The sequence below is a fragment of the Vibrio sp. Vb2960 genome (assembly GCF_033337665.1).
Lineage (GTDB): Bacteria > Pseudomonadota > Gammaproteobacteria > Enterobacterales > Vibrionaceae > Vibrio > Vibrio alginolyticus.
Window position 1 is genome coordinate 135,513 of record NZ_JAWORD010000007.1, and the last position, 16,666, is coordinate 152,178.

12 protein-coding genes are annotated in these 16,666 nt (G+C 44.8%); 4 read left to right on the top strand and 8 right to left on the bottom strand.

Going from position 1 to position 16,666, the window contains the following annotated elements:
* Positions 1-45: 45 nt before the first annotated feature.
* The 3 genes from glnG to add all read left to right on the top strand — a co-directional run bounded on the left by glnG (position 46) and on the right by add (position 5,250).
* The gene (glnG, locus tag R7O03_RS08205; protein WP_005379267.1) at positions 46-1,449 is read left to right on the top strand and encodes a nitrogen regulation protein NR(I); all 1,404 of its coding nucleotides are present in this window, start codon (positions 46-48) and stop codon (positions 1,447-1,449) included.
* Between the two features lie 102 nt (positions 1,450-1,551).
* Entirely contained in the window at positions 1,552-4,098 is a 2,547-nt protein-coding gene (locus R7O03_RS08210) for an EAL domain-containing protein (RefSeq protein WP_138939675.1), read from the top strand.
* A 147-nt stretch (positions 4,099-4,245) separates the two neighbouring features.
* On the top strand, positions 4,246-5,250 hold the full coding sequence (add, locus tag R7O03_RS08215; protein ID WP_005379257.1) for an adenosine deaminase: 1,005 nt from the start codon (positions 4,246-4,248) through the stop codon (positions 5,248-5,250).
* Positions 5,251-5,319: 69 nt separating this feature from the next.
* On the opposite strand, the gene hemN is transcribed toward add, so the two are convergent.
* The 5 genes from hemN to R7O03_RS08240 all read right to left on the bottom strand — a co-directional run bounded on the left by hemN (position 5,320) and on the right by R7O03_RS08240 (position 10,028).
* Positions 5,320-6,711 carry an oxygen-independent coproporphyrinogen III oxidase gene (hemN, locus tag R7O03_RS08220; RefSeq protein ID WP_318131656.1) on the bottom strand — a complete coding sequence of 464 codons (1,392 nt, stop codon included), beginning with the start codon at positions 6,709-6,711 and terminating at the stop codon, positions 5,320-5,322.
* Between the two features lie 184 nt (positions 6,712-6,895).
* Positions 6,896-7,384, bottom strand: a complete 489-nt coding sequence (locus R7O03_RS08225) for a DUF2489 domain-containing protein (protein ID WP_054579549.1) — start codon at positions 7,382-7,384, stop codon at positions 6,896-6,898.
* A 7-nt stretch (positions 7,385-7,391) separates the two neighbouring features.
* Positions 7,392-7,934 carry a Der GTPase-activating protein YihI gene (yihI, locus tag R7O03_RS08230; protein WP_005379252.1) on the bottom strand — a complete coding sequence of 181 codons (543 nt, stop codon included), beginning with the start codon at positions 7,932-7,934 and terminating at the stop codon, positions 7,392-7,394.
* Positions 7,934-8,572, bottom strand: a complete 639-nt coding sequence (locus R7O03_RS08235) for a class I SAM-dependent methyltransferase (RefSeq protein WP_005379250.1) — start codon at positions 8,570-8,572, stop codon at positions 7,934-7,936. The genes yihI and R7O03_RS08235 overlap by 1 nt, the downstream gene beginning before the upstream one ends.
* Positions 8,573-9,410: 838 nt before the next feature.
* Positions 9,411-10,028: a c-type cytochrome gene (locus tag R7O03_RS08240; RefSeq protein WP_005379248.1), complete on the bottom strand. Its 618-nt coding sequence runs from the start codon at positions 10,026-10,028 to the stop codon at positions 9,411-9,413.
* 159 nt (positions 10,029-10,187) lie between these two features.
* Here R7O03_RS08240 and yihA point away from each other — a divergent pair, with 159 nt between their 5' ends.
* Positions 10,188-10,847: a ribosome biogenesis GTP-binding protein YihA/YsxC gene (gene yihA, locus R7O03_RS08245; RefSeq protein ID WP_031779017.1), complete on the top strand. Its 660-nt coding sequence runs from the start codon at positions 10,188-10,190 to the stop codon at positions 10,845-10,847.
* Between the two features lie 747 nt (positions 10,848-11,594).
* On the opposite strand, the gene polA is transcribed toward yihA, so the two are convergent.
* From polA to hemB, 3 genes are all read right to left on the bottom strand, one after another.
* Positions 11,595-14,381, bottom strand: a complete 2,787-nt coding sequence (polA, locus tag R7O03_RS08250; protein ID WP_005379246.1) for a DNA polymerase I — start codon at positions 14,379-14,381, stop codon at positions 11,595-11,597.
* A gap of 619 nt (positions 14,382-15,000) precedes the next feature.
* Complete coding sequence (locus R7O03_RS08255) at positions 15,001-15,435, bottom strand: GNAT family N-acetyltransferase (protein WP_318131657.1); 435 nt, start codon at positions 15,433-15,435, stop codon at positions 15,001-15,003.
* Positions 15,436-15,562: 127 nt separating this feature from the next.
* Complete coding sequence (gene hemB / locus R7O03_RS08260) at positions 15,563-16,624, bottom strand: porphobilinogen synthase (protein ID WP_031777176.1); 1,062 nt, start codon at positions 16,622-16,624, stop codon at positions 15,563-15,565.
* Between the last annotated feature and the right edge of the window lie 42 nt (positions 16,625-16,666).

A 16,666-nucleotide genomic window follows, 5' to 3' on the forward strand; every position in this document is an offset into this window, starting at 1 on the left:
ACTTCAAGTCGCGTCAGTTTTTCGGTTTGCTGCAAGGATTACTACATGAGTAAAGGATATGTTTGGGTCGTTGATGACGACAGTTCAATTCGCTGGGTAATGGAGAAAACGCTCTCCTCTGCCAACATCAAATGTGAAACCTATGCCGATGGGGAAAGCGTGTTAATGGCGCTCGAACGCGAAGTGCCGGATGTTCTAGTATCAGACATTCGCATGCCAGGTATTGATGGGTTGGAGCTACTAAAACAAGTACAGCGCGATTACCCAGACCTTCCCGTGATTATCATGACCGCGCACTCAGATTTAGATGCAGCAGTGAATGCGTACCAAAAAGGTGCTTTTGAATATTTACCAAAACCTTTTGATATTGATGAAACTTTAACTCTGGTTGAACGAGCCATTGCACACAGCCACGAAAACAAACGCGAGCAGCTCTCTCCAGAAGACATTCCAGCAGAAACGCCTGAAATTATTGGTGAAGCACCAGCGATGCAAGAGGTGTTTCGCGCCATTGGTCGTCTTTCTCGCTCCTCTATTTCAGTCTTGATTAACGGTGAATCGGGCACGGGTAAAGAACTCGTTGCTCATGCACTGCACCGTCACAGTCCACGTGCTAACAAACCTTTCATTGCGCTCAATATGGCGGCGATTCCCAAAGACTTGATTGAATCAGAACTGTTTGGCCACGAAAAAGGCGCGTTTACGGGGGCAAACAATGTTCGTCAAGGACGATTCGAACAAGCCAATGGCGGCACTCTATTTTTAGACGAAATCGGCGACATGCCATTGGACATTCAAACTCGTTTACTACGCGTTCTAGCTGACGGGCAGTTTTATCGAGTGGGCGGTCACTCTCCGATCAGTGTCGATGTACGAATTGTCGCGGCAACACACCAGAACTTAGAAAAGCTGGTGCACGAAGGTGACTTCCGTGAGGACCTCTTTCATCGCTTAAACGTGATTCGCGTGCAGATCCCGGCACTGCGTGAGCGTAAGCAAGACATTGAAAAGCTTACACAGCATTTTCTTATCCGTGCGGCTGATGAGCTTGGTGTGGAAACAAAAACTCTCCACCCGTCGACCGTGGAGATTCTTAACCGCCTTGATTGGCCTGGCAACGTTCGTCAATTAGAGAATATTTGCCGTTGGTTAACCGTTATGGCCAGTGGTAGCGAAGTGTTACCAAATGACTTGCCAAGCGAACTACTCGAAGAGAAAAAATCCATTTCAGACTCTGCACATGGTAGTTGGCAAGAACAATTGGCGGATTGGGCACGGCATTCACTCGCAGCAGGAGATAAAGAACTACTTTCTTACGCTTTACCAGAATTTGAACGCATTTTATTAGAAGCAGCCTTAGAGCACACTAAAGGTCATAAGCAAGATGCCGCTAAAGTATTAGGCTGGGGGCGAAATACACTCACCAGAAAATTAAAAGAATTGTACTGACAATCACTTACGTGGTGCATTAACAACGAGCGTCGTTTGTCACTCGATATTAATAAAAACATCAGTACAATTGTGGCGCACCACCATCTATGTGATTAGGCGATGTCTACTGCTACGACTCAAATTACACTGCGTACTGCTGTTTTGATTCCATTTGTCATGATCTTCTTACTGGCGATCGGTGTCATTGTCTACGTCCAAAAACAAAGTTACGAAGAAGTGGTCACGGATATCAGTGACAAGCAACTTTCCGTGTTAACCGAAAGTGTCCACGACCACCTCAATAGCTATCTACGTAAGCCTTTTACTGCGGTTATGGCTCTCGCGCACAACGTCAGCTATCACAACCTTTATCGCCCTCACGATACCTCAGACATTCAAAACTACCTGCTGAGTGCATTCAAAAATCTTTACCAATCGATACCGCAGTTGGATGTAATCGCATTTGGTTCAGAAAACGGCGACTTTGCAGGCTTTCGCCGCGAGCTTTCCGACGATTACACCTTAATGGTGCAAGATCGCTACACCGATGGTGATCTGGTTATTTATGGGACCAACCATGTGAGTAACAACATTCGAACGGTTATCTCCCAATACGATCCTCGCACTCGCCCATGGTATAAGCCCGTTGCGGAGAGCCAAAACGCCACTTGGTCTGAAATTTATACCAACGCTGATGAACGCCAGGATATTACGCTATCAGCCATGACGCCGGTGTACAAACACGACCAATTTGCTGGTGTTTTGGTGACAGACATTCGTATCAATACATTCAACGAATTCCTGCGCGAGTTAAAATACAACACTAAAGCGTCGGTCTACATCATGGACCCAGATCATCGTTTAATCGCTCACTCAGGCCCGGGAAGCGTCATCTCATGGGGCACAAAATTTTCGGATAAAGGGCAGCGTTTGCTTGCCGCTGAAAACGCAGACCCGATCATCAAAATCAGTGCGAGCCGCGTCCGGTCTTTCGATCTCAACAACACCAAGCAACCTTATACTTTTTCATTTGAACATGATGGACAACGTATTTTCAGTCGGCTAACCCCGTATCGAGACCAAAATGGCTTAACATGGTTTATTGGCACCTCCATTTCGGAGTCCGAGCTTCTCGGCCTGTTACCAAAAAGCCAGCAAGAGAGTTGGCTCGTTGGCATTATTGTAAGCCTATTTGGGATCGCCATCAGTTGGATCATTTTCAACCGAGTTACCAGACCAATTAACGCGACGGCCGCCGCCGCTCAGCACCTGGCAAATGGGGATTGGGATAGCGGCATGCCAAAGCCTGGTTATGTGTATGAGACAACCGTACTAGTTCATGCTTTTAATGAAATGGCGAACAATCTAAGAGCTTCATTCAAAGCATTGCGTGAACAGTTAGTTTATGACTCTCTAACACGCTTATATAGCCGTCAGGGTTTGGTCGAAATCTGTGAAAATCAGTCTCATCTTTGTCACGGCAGTTTATTTTTACTTGGTATCAACAAATTTAGAGATATCAACGACAGTGTGGGTCATCACAACGGCGACCAGTTGTTGGTCAGCATCGCTGAAAGGCTAAAACAGCAGTTTCGTGACAACGCATTATTGGCTCGGATTGGTGGTGATGAGTTCGCGGTGTTTCTCTCAAATGTCGACACTGAAACCAAAATTAAACAAACCGAGCGTCGATTACAGCAACTCTTTTCCACCCCATTTATGGTGGAAGGCGAGAATGTAGTGATGAAGATTTCACTTGGTATTGTACAAACCCAGCCAAACGAAACCATGCCTTTATGGTTACGCAACGCCAGCATCGCATTAAGTTACGCTAAACAAGACTCACTGACTGGTGTTTGTCACTACAGCCCAGAACTAGCGAGCGCTTCAAAGTTTCGTACGCAAATGCTGACCAAGATCCAAACTGGCATTGAAAACCGAGAGTTTATTCCTCATTACCAACCGATTGTGGATCTCGTCAGTGGCACAGTGTGTGGCGCCGAAGCACTTGCGCGCTGGCATAGCGACTCAGGTATGGTGTCACCATTAGATTTTATCCCAATCGCGGAAGAAAGCGGCATGATCAAAGCCATCGGCCAACAGATTCTGTTACAAGCTTGTCGCGACACTTACCAAGCGATCGAAAGCAAACAGTGGCCGTCGGACTTCCAACTGCATGTGAATATCTCTGTTAATCAACTATCCTGCCCAAGTTTTGTTGATACGGTGACAAGCGTATTGGATATCACGAAATTACCAGCAAGTAACCTCACACTAGAGATCACAGAATCACGTATCATTGATAGCGCACCGACCACACTAGAAAACATGACTAAACTGCGTGAAATGGGTATTGGTATCGCGATAGATGACTTTGGCACCGGCTACTCATCACTGGGTTACCTCCACTCTCTGCCGTTTACCTGCTTGAAGATTGATCGCACCTTCATCAATCAACTCACACAAGAAAACTTAAACAGTTCAGTCGTCGCTGCCGTCATCAATATCACAGCAGGTCTCAAAACTAATGTCGTCGCGGAAGGTGTCGAGGATAGCAATCAAGCACAATTACTGCGCTCTTTAGGCTGTAATCAGGTGCAAGGCTTCTACTACAGCCGCCCTATGCCACTAGAAGAATGGCCAACACATTTGGTGAACATGAAGTAGAAAAGAGCGAGAATCGTTGATTTCCTAGTCATCCTCTACTGACAATCTACCCAACTGTTATTTATACTTAACTGCAAATCTTACCCATGTATTGTCACAGATGATGTTTGGGCCCTGTTCCAGTTCATAACTATCCGGATCGACAAAATGATAACGAAGAACCTTCCTCTTACTGATTTGCACCGTCACCTCGACGGTAACATTCGTACTAAAACGATTCTTGAGCTAGGCCAAAAGTTTGGCATTGCCCTACCAGCGTACGATATTGAGTCTCTCACTCCTCACGTTCAAATTGTCGAAGCGGAACCCTCTCTTGTTGCTTTCCTTTCTAAGCTCGACTGGGGTGTTGCTGTCCTGGGCGATTTAGATGCGTGTCGTCGTGTCGCGTACGAAAACGTAGAAGACGCGCTAAACGCACAAATCGATTACGCAGAGCTGCGTTTCTCTCCTTACTACATGGCGATGAAACACAAACTACCAGTAGCGGGGGTTGTTGAAGCCGTCGTGGACGGTGTGCAAGCGGGTATGCGCGATTTTGGCGTGAAAGCCAACCTGATCGGTATCATGAGTCGTACATTTGGTACTGACGCATGTCAACAAGAACTGGACGGCATTCTGAGCCAGAAAGATCACATCGTTGCCGTTGACCTTGCGGGTGACGAGCTAGGCCAACCGGGTGATCGCTTTGTGTCTCACTTCAAGCAAGTACGCGATGCTGGCCTTGGGGTAACGGTCCATGCTGGTGAAGCAGCAGGTGCAGAGAGCATGTGGCAAGCAATCAATGAGCTGGGCGCAACTCGTATCGGTCACGGCGTAAAAGCGATTCACGATCCAAAACTGATGGATTACCTAGCAGAAAACCGCATTGGTATTGAATCTTGCCTGACGTCAAACTACCAAACAAGTACGGTAGAAACGCTAGAAAACCACCCTCTCAAGCAGTTCCTAGAGCATGGCGTTCTTGCGTGTTTGAACACTGACGATCCAGCGGTTGAAGGCATCGAACTGCCATACGAATACGAAGTAGCGGCACCAGCCGCTGGCCTGAGCCAAGACCAGATTCGCCAAGCGCAAATTAATGGCCTTGAGATTGCATTCCTTTCAGAAGCAGAAAAAGCGGAACTGAGAGAAAAAGTAAAAGATCGCGCTTAAATCCAGCGAAAACATAAAAAAATGCCAGCATCTGCTGGCATTTTTTATATCTTGAATCTGTATCTCTGATTAAATAACACGAGAGAATTGTTGCTGACGCGCCTTCGCTCGCAGGTACTTATCGAAGCTCATACAAATATTACGGATCAACAAACGACCTCGCAGCGTCACACGAATTTCATTGTCATCCACTTCCACCAGCTCATCGTTGATGAAGGTCTGAAGTAGCTGTAAGTCTTCTTTAAAGTACTGATCAAACTTCACTTTAAACTCAGACTCAATGGCTTTCTTGTCTAACTTGAAGTTACAAATCAGCTGCTTAATCACTTCGCGACGGAGCAAATCATCAGAGTCCAGCGAGACCCCTTTCCACAGAGCGTGACGAAGTTCGTTGACTTGAGCGTAGTATTTCTTCAGCTCTTTCTGGTTTTGCGCGTACGCATCGCCGATCATCGAGATTGCAGAAACACCAAAGCCAACCAAGTCACATTCACCTTGTGTGGTGTAGCCTTGGAAATTGCGATGCAAAATACCTTCGCGCTGGGCAACAGCAAGTTCATCGTCCGGCAAAGCAAAGTGGTCCATACCGATAAATTGGTAGCCAGCACCAGTCAGTGTCGCGATGGTGTCTTGCAGAATTGCCATCTTCTCTTCTGCCTTTGGCAGATCTTCGTCTTTAATCTTACGCTGCGCTGCAAATAGCTGTGGCATGTGCGCGTAGTTAAACACGGATAGACGGCCCGGCTGCATCTCTAGTACTTGTTCTAGAGTCTTGGCAAAAGATTCTTTGGTCTGCTTCGGTAAACCGTAAATCAAATCTAGGTTCGTCGAACGAAAGCCTAACTCTTTTGCGCGCGCAACCATCGCAACGATGAACTCTTCATCTTGCTCACGATTCACCAGCTTTTGCACTTCTTTGTTGAAGTCCTGAACACCGATGCTCAAGCGATTGAAGCCCTCACTACGCAGATGATCCAGCATGGTCAGCTCGATTTCACGCGGGTCAACCTCGATACTGATTTCAGCATCGCTGCTAAAAGTAAACTCTTGGCGTAGCAGGCTCATTACACGCGTGATTTGCTTTTCAGAGAGAAACGTCGGTGTACCACCACCAAAATGCAATTGCGTCACGGTGCGACTAGCAAGTAATGCAGCACGTTGACGAATTTCGTGTTCAAGCACGTCGAGGTATTCATCCGCTTTGTGCGAGTGGCGTGTAATGACTTTATTACATCCACAGTAGTAACAAAGCTTGTGACAGAACGGAATGTGAACGTACAGCGATAATGGGCGTTCTGGGTATTGAGTGCATGCCATATCATAATCAGAAATGGTGAACGCTTCATGAAACTCCAGCGCCGTTGGGTACGACGTATAACGAGGCCCGGAATAGTTGTACTTATCCAATACCGCTTGATCCCAGACGATTTGCTGTTTCGATTCAGTGTGTTGATTCGACATGGTGGTACTTTCCGTTAAATGCTAGGGCAACGAAAGCCGTCACCCGATATTCAGAGCCGCTATTTTGCCATACGACGATGACAAGCGTGGCAACGCCGACTGGCTTTTTAAGTATAAAACTAAAGAAGTGCTAGCGTGATCACGATACCCCCATTAGTCATAAGGAGACTATTGAGGGTCGCGCTTAAATCATCTGAATATTGATTTGATTATTCAGTGGCTGGACGTTTTTCTGCAACACTTTGAGCTCCTCAATAATCGCATCAGTGAGGCGGCTTTCCGCTTTATGACGCGTCAAGTTCTGTTGCATACGCTCTTTCTTGGCAAGTTTTTGGCGTTCTTCGCCACGCGCCATATCTTTCACGATGTGGTAAAGCTCAGAAATCGCAGGGTACGTTTTATCGAAATCAACGCGGTCTTCACCTTGTACATAATCCATGATGTTATACACACGGATACTGATTTCAGATAAATCGCACTGGCCTTGAATGCCCGCCTGACACAAGGTATGCACATTCTCAAAAATGTTGGCGTTACGTTTGTCTATCGCCAATTTTTGATGCTTCAGCTGCAATTCCTTTTGCTTTTTCAATTGAAGCAGAAGGTAACCTGCATAAGAAGCGAGTGCGATGATAATCACAACACCAGCAATAGCTAATAAGGTTACATTCATAGCTTAATTATCCTTTATAGTCGTCGAAATTAATGTCGTCGAAATCTGCCAGCAAGTCATCATCGTTGCGCGTGCTTTTCTCAGCAGGTGCAGTGAAGTCTTCCTCTTCTTCAGGTTCCAACAAACCTAGTTGGTCCATTAGCTTCTCAATGCGATCGAGTTTCTCATCGACGAATTTCTGTAGACCTGTGCCCAGGTTTTCACCCGCTTCAATACGGTCTAGCAACACGTTCAATTGCGCGTCATTTTCTAGCATCTCTAGTTCTTGCTCTGCCGACAAACGACGCTCTTGCTTCGTCATTTTCTTCGCAGGTTCAACAATCAGAGGTATTTTCTTTTTGCTGCCTAAGCGCGGGTCGCGATTTTGTGCAGCAGCTTGCTTTTTCTGCTCGTTAACTTCTGAGTTACGGTTACCCGTTTTCAGACCTTTACGCTTTTTAGCACGCTTGCGTAAGCGGCCTTCCACATCAGATTCTGTACGGTTACGAGTTACAACAAACTCAGGTGCACCAGCGGCACCCGGTTTTCTAGATTTTTTACTACGGCTCATTACTGGGGTTTCCTCAGTAAAATTACATCATTACCAATAAATTCGAGTTCGAGCTTATCCCGCTCTGCTAGGAACTGGAACGTGTCACGACTAAAGAACACTACGTGAGTGAGATCGTTCTTATAATGCCATGATTTGAAAGCCTCCACGTCGATGACCATTTTCGTCATCAGGCCTATCCAGCCCCCTGGCTTAACTAAATTCAACCATTGCTTCCACACCAAATCTGGGTGGTAGAGGTGCTCTATCACCTCTGTTGCTGTCATGAAGTCGTACGTTTTTTCTAAAACCGACGTATCAGGGTGGTAATAGAGATCGTACAACGCCATGTTGTGCCCCGCCTCTTCCAGCATCAAGGAGAGCGTTGGGCCAGGACCACAACCAAAGTCGATACCATTTGATTGTGGAGAAATTCGCTCTGTGATCGGGTCAGCAATACGCGACAAAAAGCGTCGGTAACCCAAATCATCGGGGTTGTTCTCATGCAAATCATAGTGAGCTTTTTCGCTTTCCGCATCCAAACGTTGGTCTGGATTTACGAATACCAAGCTGCACTGCTCACATTGAAGATATTCACGACGCTTATCTTCAAAATAATGGTGAGTGCGCTGATTTTGGCATAAAGGACAGGTATGCATGCTGACTTCCTCAAACAGGGATGCGAAACATACCAGAAAGTGAACTCGGATTGGAGTGTTGTTGAGTATTTTTTCAGCAATTTTTGTTAAAAAACTTTGTTTACAACCTATAAAGCTAAATAAGTGCAGTAATCTCAATTCAAGTTACGACTGAGCAAGTCAACGGATATAAAAAAAGCGACAGTCAGACTGTCGCTTTCTAAGTGCCATCAATTGGCGAAACTGTGTTGCACACATTTGGTGCACCAATGATCCCTTTGTTTTTAGAGCTTTCCCTGCCAAAAAGAGTTGTTTTTCATCTTCCTGATGAGTTTTGGCTATCCGTTTACTTCCTGTCTACTGAGCAACTTCCTGTGCCTGATCCGTTTCACTGTCTTAACCGTCAGACGAGATGACCATCCTTATCTGATAGGCTCCCTACCTATCTAAATCCCTTTCTAAATCACCAAGCATCCGAGCTACATCCTTGGAGACCTAAACCGTGGTCTTAAATCCTTACATTCACTCCCTGTGAACGACTTCTACTTTACGCCATCCCGTTATGCTCACAAGTAATGGGTTGAAAAAATAATCCGCCTATTTTTCTAAAAAATCAAAATTATCATTTAATCAAAAACTTAAAAACACTAACAAGAAAAAGCCAACATCAAGTATGGCAAATGTCTCACAAACTGCCGAGCCAACTATCGCTTTCGTATCCAAACTCGACTGTGATATCTGTCACGAACAAAAATGCCCTAGTGGATTCACTAGGGCATTTTTGTACAAGTTGCTCGAACGATGTAGGGACATCTACCCAACCAGCTCAAGATGCAGGATCTTGAGCGATTTAGGTATATTAGTGCAGACCGCCAACGTATTTAGACAGCACTTCGATATCTTCGTCTGTCATTTTCTTCGCGATGTCGCGCATCATGGCATTCATATCATTACCACGGTCGCCATCACGGAATTTTTCTAGCTGAGCTTTGATGTAGTCAGCATGCTGACCAGAAATTTTCGGGAAACCTGAAAGCTCAGTACCATTGCCACGAGGACCATGACATGCAATACATGCGGTTAGGCCACGCTCGGCATCACCAGCGGTATAAAGCGTTTTGCCTTTTGCTACTACATCTTCAGGTGTTGAGTTTTCTGAAACTGGTAGCGAAGCGTAGTAAGCAGATAGGTCTGCGATATCTTCATCGCTCAGTGGCATTGCCATACCACTCATTACAGGATCGTAACGACCTTGTTTACCACCACTTGTCATGCCTAGCTTAAGTTCTTTTAACTGCTTCTCAAGATACTTAGCGTGTTGGCCTGCGAGTTTCGGGTACGTTGTTATTGCACTGTTGCCATCTGCTCCGTGACAGGCGACACAGGTTTGTGATTTTGCTTTACCAGCCTCAATATTACCTTGGGCCCATACTGAGCAACTGGCTAAAAGACTCAAAATTAGCGCTAATTTCTTCATGACATTCCATTATAATTATCAAGCTTCCAGTACCACGGAATGTGAACATACCGCGTACACTCATGGTACAATAGGCGACCTTATGCCGAGCACGGTTATTTTACACATTTTCACAAAAAAGTAATCAATCGACTACACAAAGTCGAGATGGAGTTAACAGTGAGCGTAAAAATTCATTACCAAAATACGCATTTCATCACCAGCGCACCCGATATTCGTCACCTGCCGGAAGACGAAGGTGTCGAAATTGCGTTTGCAGGACGCTCAAACGCTGGTAAATCGAGTGCACTTAACCGTCTAACTAATCAAAAAAGCTTAGCCAAGACATCAAAGACACCTGGTCGTACGCAATTAATCAACCTTTTCAAAGTAGAAGAAGGTTGTCACATTGTCGATCTACCTGGATACGGTTTTGCTCAAGTACCGGTAGAGATGAAAAACAAATGGCAGAAATCTTTGGGTGAATACCTACAGAAACGCGAGTGCCTAAAAGGCTTAGTGGTTCTAATGGACATTCGTCATCCAATGAAAGATCTCGACCAACAAATGATTTTCTGGGCCATCGATAGCCACATTCCTGTGCAGGTTTTGCTAACCAAAGCAGATAAACTAAAAAGTGGTGCACGCAAACAAACTCTACTGAAAGTTCGTAAGCAAGTAGAAACTTTCGGTGGTGACGTTTCTGTTGATGTGTTCTCTTCACTTAAAGGATTAGGTGTCGATCAACTACGTGCAAAACTGGATATCTGGTTTGCACCAGCACTAGCGCACCTGATAGAAGAAGACGAACAAGAGACACCTGCGAGCGATGAAGAATAATTAACAATATTTGTTAAATTTCTTCGACACGGCCCTACCATTTGGTGGGGCTTTTGTTTATCTGAACTAAATAACAGGCAATAAAAATCCCCGCCTTCCTGGCAGGGATAACGGGAGAGAAAAATTGGTAATTATTGTTATGTGACGAAGCATTGCTGAACTGAGATTCGATTTCAATAGGTTAAAAAGCGCTCTTGTTTCCTGTTTATCACCAAACATTCACTCCCAAAACACCCAATAGCATTACAATTCAGACAGTTAAGCCAAGCAAAGCTTCAAAAAGATGTAACTTAGTTTCCTTCAAGAAAAAATAATAGTGTGACTGGCGTAAATTTACAGGATGAATAACGCAATAAATTTGAAGGAAAAATCGAGATTTTGCAGTGACTTAGAAAGGTCAAAAAAGAAGGTTTTTGAAGGCTTACTTTAAGCTACTGATCCAAAAGAATAATTTTCTTTCGCCCAATAAAAAACGCCCCAGTCAAAAACTGACTGGGGCGGCTGAATCAGCCTAATCCAATAACGTGAAACAAAAGGTCTGAAAGATAGAACATCTTACCTCTGTACCCTACGAGTATTAATGTACAACAATTGGTCAGAATTGCAAAGAATTTTTGTAGTTTTTTTTCATGAATTTTTTATTAAGCAACATCAAAGTTAACTTTGCGCTAGCTTTTTTAATCTCAAAAAAAAGCCAGCGTTTGTGCGCTGGCTCATAATTAATTGGTTATTTTGGTCTAAAAGTGACTAATGAGCTTGATCCCAGTTATCACCGTGACCTGCTTCTGCAACCAACGGTACTTTTAGCTCTGCTGCAGATTCCATCAATTTCTGTACTTTACTTTCAATTTCGGACAATGATGACTCTTCAACTTCAAAGACCAATTCATCGTGTACTTGCATTAATAACTTCACACGACCATTGCCTTCTTCCTGAATCCACTGATCAACCAACAGCATCGCTTTCTTAATGATGTCCGCTGCCGTACCTTGCATTGGTGCGTTGATTGCCGCACGTTCAGCAGCTTTACGACGCATCCCGTTGCGCGATTTGATTTCTGGCAAATGCAAACGTCGACCAAAAATCGTTTCAACATACCCTTTATCTGCTGCTGTGCTGCGTGTGTCTTCCATGTACTGCATCACGCCTGGGTAACGTTCAAAGTATGTATCCATGTACGCTTGAGCCTCACCACGAGGAATGCCTAATTGCTTCGCCAAACCAAACGCACTCATGCCGTAAATAAGACCGAAATTAACCGCTTTCGCACGACGACGTTGCTCACTTGAAACGTCCTCAATAGAAACACCCATGATTTCTGCTGCGGTTGCCGCGTGGATATCTTTGCCATCACGGAATGCATCCAACAACGCTTGGTCGCCAGAAAGGTGCGCCATGATGCGTAGTTCGATTTGCGAGTAGTCGACCGCTAAGATTTTATGCCCAGATGGCGCGACAAACGCTTGACGAATACGACGGCCGGCTTCGTTACGAATTGGAATATTCTGTAAGTTCGGATCAGTAGAAGATAGACGACCCGTTGCGGTCACTGCTTGGTGGTAAGAAGTATGCACACGACCCGTTGATGGGTTGATCATCTTCGGCAGTTTGTCCGTGTAAGTTGATTTTAGCTTCGCCAGACCACGGTATTCCAAAATCAGTTTTGGTAGTGGGTAGTCTAGCGCGAGTTCTTGCAGAACTTCTTCATTCGTCGATGGTGTGCCTGATGGCGTTTTCTTCACAACCGGTAAACCCATTTTTTCAAATAGGATGGCTTGTAATTGCTTTGGCGAGTTCATGTTAAACTCTTGCTCTGCAATTTCGTACGCTTTCTTTTCAAGCTCATCAAGGCGAGCGGTAATCTCGACCGACTGCGCACTCAGCTTCATTTCATCGATAAAGACCCCAGTGCGTTCAATGCGCGAAAGAACTGGCACCAACGGCATTTCAATCTCTTCGTAAACTGTCTTCAGGCTTTCATCCTGCTCGATATTAGCAAACAAGCGATTGTGCAGACGAAGGGTCACATCCGCATCTTCTGCCGCGTATGGCGATGCTTGTTCCAGTTCAATTTGGTTAAACGTAAGCTGATTTTTGCCTTTACCTGCAATTTGCTCAAAAGAAATGCAGCTGTGCTGTAGGAAGCGAAGCGCCAAGCTGTCCATATCGTGTTTACCGCCGACACTGTTGTAGATGTACGATTCCAACATCGTGTCGTGCTTGATACCTTTTAGCTCAATGTCGTAACGAGCGAGTACAGACGCATCATACTTTAAGTTTTGACCGACTTTTGCTTTCGCTGCATCTTCAAGAATTGGCTTCAGCTGTTCTAGTACCCAATCACGATCAAGCTGTTCAGGCGCATCTAAATAGTCATGTGCAACTGGCACATAAGCCGCAATACCTTCATCGACAGCGAATGACAAACCAACTAGATTCGCTAGCATGTAATCTAGGTTATCGGTCTCCGTATCAAATGCAAACAGCTCAGCCGTTTGAAGTTTATCTAGCCAAGCATTGAAGGTTTCTTTATCCAGAATTGTTTCATATTGGCTGCGATCGATTGTTACCGCAGAAGTTTCCATCTCGGCTTGAGAAGAAGAAGCTTGTGAAGATCCTGCAAGCTCTACGGCCTCCACAGATCCAGAACCGCCTTCAAGTAGTTCATTCAACCAAGATTTAAACGTCAGTTGGCCATACAGCTTCACTAATTCGTCTTTATTTGGTTCCGCTTTCAGCAATGATTCTGGCGTTTCCTCAAGCTCAACATCCAATTTGATGGTCGCGAGCTCATACGAAAGCATGGCATTTTCTTTGTTGTCGATGAGCTTTTTCGCCATGGTTTTAGAACCACGGAAACCAAGCCCTGCAATATCATCGAGGTTTTCATACAACTTCGTCAGACCACCAATACCTTGCAGTAGTGCGGTCGCTGTTTTATCACCGACACCCGGTACACCAGGAATGTTATCTACTTTATCGCCCATCAGTGCTAAGTAGTCGATGATCAACTCAGGTGGAATGCCAAACTTTTCAACCACACCTTCACGATCCATTACGACGTTCGTCATGGTGTTGATCAAGGTAATGTTATCATCCACTAGCTGCGCCATGTCTTTATCACCAGTACTGATCAATACAGGCATGCCCTTTTGTGATGCTTGGTATGCTAACGTACCGATGACGTCATCCGCCTCGACGCCAGGAACACAGATCAGCGGCAAACCCATTGCACGAATAACATTGTGTAATGGTTCAATTTGACAACGCAGGTCATCCGGCATTGGCGGACGATTAGCTTTGTATTCTGCATACATATCATCACGAAAGGTTTTTCCCTTTGCATCGAAAACCACCGCGATGCGCTCAGACGCAAACTGACGCATCATGCTGCGTAACATGTTCACGACGCCGTAAACGGCATTAGTTGGAATTTCACCATTGCTCATGGTGCCCGGGTAGGCGTGAAAAGCGCGATATAGGTAAGAAGAGCCGTCGATAAGGATCAACGGATTTTCAGGAATACTTGCCATAATTGTCTGTATCCAATTCAGTACTTGAGAGATCTGCCTAGGATGCCATGACTGCTGATCCGAATCTATCTTGTTCGCTCGATCTAGGTCGCGTAAATTTTTCCGACTTTATTCACGAAAACACCAACCCCTGTGGATAACTCTGTTTATAGAAATTATCCACTGGTTATCCAATAACAAAAAACACAAGAAAACATCGACTCAAACCATTGATTTATAATAACAAATTCGCACAACGGCGAGAAGATCAACGATCCTAAAATGATCATCGCATGTGGAAAAGATATTAATAGTGACGTCAAATAGAAATCGTAGAAAAGAAAAAAGCGACCCGAATGGGGTCGCCTAGCAGAAGTGGTAAAGCAAATTCTGTAAATAGAGCAGCTTAACCAAGAAGCTATAAATTACACTGGAAGCAATGTGAGCAATGTCGTGTCAAAAAGAATTCGTGCAAGTTCTCGGAAAAATGTTTCATCACTTCTCAACTTTCAGTTAATTAACTTCTGTTAATAAGTCACTCAACGTCCTTGTGAACTTTCCTCATTCCCTAAGACAGGTTTAATAATAATGATTCTCATTTCGTAGTCAACAGTTAAATGAGAAAAAATCTCATTTATTTTCACATTGCTTTAATGAAATGCACTCGAGATTCTCGAAGATTTACTTTTTCTTCAAACTTTTCAATTATATAGCCATTTCTCAATAACAAGCGAAGCATAGCCGGAAACTGGTTTCGAGATTTCACTTTTAATGTGTTGTAGCCTTGTTCTGCCACCCAATCCTCTTGAGCTTCCAAAAGCAGTTGTGCCACGCCTTCATTTCGAGCTTCAGGGACAACACCACCTAACCAGCTATAGAAAACACCATTCTCTAATTCGTAACCTATTTTGAAGCCGACAATCGTGCCATTTTTTTCTGCAACGAGGATTAAACTGTTTTTCTCTTCTAAACGTTGAGTCATGGAGTCTACCGTTTCTCCTTTCGAAAACTCGGTAACACGCGCCACAACTTGAAGTGCTTCTTCCAATGTGCCTTCACGAATCAGCATTGTCATTGTTCTCTTCTCCAAAATAAAAATACCCAAGCACCTTGGATTGTTACTGTTGTAATCCGCCTGAGGTTACTTGGGTATATACAGACGAACAACTCTTGTTGGTCTGGTATTTCTCACTGAGCGATAATTACTCTTCTGTCGCTTCCGGAGTACGATTTAGGTGTTGAGCAGTTTGTGCATTCTCTTCTGCCAACCACTCAGCAACGTCTTTCGCAAAGTACGTTAAGATGCCATCTGCACCTGCACGTTTGAAGCACAATAGTGATTCCATCACAATTTCACGCTCTTTGAGCCAGCCATTCATGATCGCCGCTTTATGCATCGCGTACTCGCCAGAGACTTGATAAGCAAATGTCGGTACTTGAAGTTCAGTTTTTACTCGGCGAACTACATCTAAGTATGGCATACCAGGTTTAACCATCACCATGTCCGCACCTTCATTGATGTCTAGCGCCACTTCGTGAATCGCTTCATCAATGTTTGCTGGGTCCATTTGGTAGTTTTTCTTGTTGCCGCCTTTTAGATTTGAAGAAGAGCCAACCGCATCACGGAATGGTCCGTAGTAGTTCGATGCGTACTTAGCCGAGTAAGCCATGATTTGAGTATGAATGTAGCCCGCGTTTTCTAATGCTTCGCGGATCTTACCAATTCGGCCATCCATCATGTCTGAAGGCGCAACTACGTCAGCACCCGCTTCTGCATGAGACAAAGCCTGCTTAACCAATACTTCTGTGGTTTCATCATTCATTACGTAACCATCTTCATCGATGATGCCGTCTTGGCCATGTGTCGTGAATGGGTCGAGTGCCACGTCTGTGATTACACCAATTTGAGGAATGTGTTCTTTAAGCGCTCGTACTGCTCGCTGAACCAAACCTTCTGGGTTGTAGGCTTCAGTAGCACATAAGCTTTTAGCGTCTTGGTTTACGACAGGGAAAAGCGCGATTGCTGGAACGCCTAGATTTGCAAGGTATTGTGCTTCTTCTAGCATTAAATCAATCGACAAACGCTCTACACCCGGCATGGACTCCACGCTCTCACGACGATCTTTACCCATAAGAATGAACATTGGGTAAATCAGATCATTAACAGAAAGTTGGTTCTCAGCCATCAAACGACGACTAAAATCGTGCTTACGTAAACGACGCATACGGCGTGCAGGGAATGGACCTTGAATTGATACAGACACCATTTTCTCCTTGTCTGGACGGTTATGATGATCAAATCATCT

Excerpts from the sequence above, each read along its gene's own strand:
- glnG (WP_005379267.1), top strand. The coding sequence starts at position 46 with ATGAGTAAAGGATATGTTTGGGTCGTTGATGACGACAGTTCAATTCGC.
- R7O03_RS08210 (WP_138939675.1), top strand. The coding sequence starts at position 1,552 with ATGTCTACTGCTACGACTCAAATTACACTGCGTACTGCTGTTTTGATT.
- add (WP_005379257.1), top strand. The coding sequence starts at position 4,246 with ATGATAACGAAGAACCTTCCTCTTACTGATTTGCACCGTCACCTCGAC.
- hemN (WP_318131656.1), bottom strand. The coding sequence starts at position 6,711 with ATGTCGAATCAACACACTGAATCGAAACAGCAAATCGTCTGGGATCAA.
- R7O03_RS08225 (WP_054579549.1), bottom strand. The coding sequence starts at position 7,384 with ATGAATGTAACCTTATTAGCTATTGCTGGTGTTGTGATTATCATCGCA.
- yihI (WP_005379252.1), bottom strand. The coding sequence starts at position 7,934 with ATGAGCCGTAGTAAAAAATCTAGAAAACCGGGTGCCGCTGGTGCACCT.
- R7O03_RS08235 (WP_005379250.1), bottom strand. The coding sequence starts at position 8,572 with ATGCATACCTGTCCTTTATGCCAAAATCAGCGCACTCACCATTATTTT.
- R7O03_RS08240 (WP_005379248.1), bottom strand. The coding sequence starts at position 10,028 with ATGAAGAAATTAGCGCTAATTTTGAGTCTTTTAGCCAGTTGCTCAGTA.
- polA (WP_005379246.1), bottom strand. The coding sequence starts at position 14,381 with ATGGCAAGTATTCCTGAAAATCCGTTGATCCTTATCGACGGCTCTTCT.
- R7O03_RS08255 (WP_318131657.1), bottom strand. The coding sequence starts at position 15,435 with ATGACAATGCTGATTCGTGAAGGCACATTGGAAGAAGCACTTCAAGTT.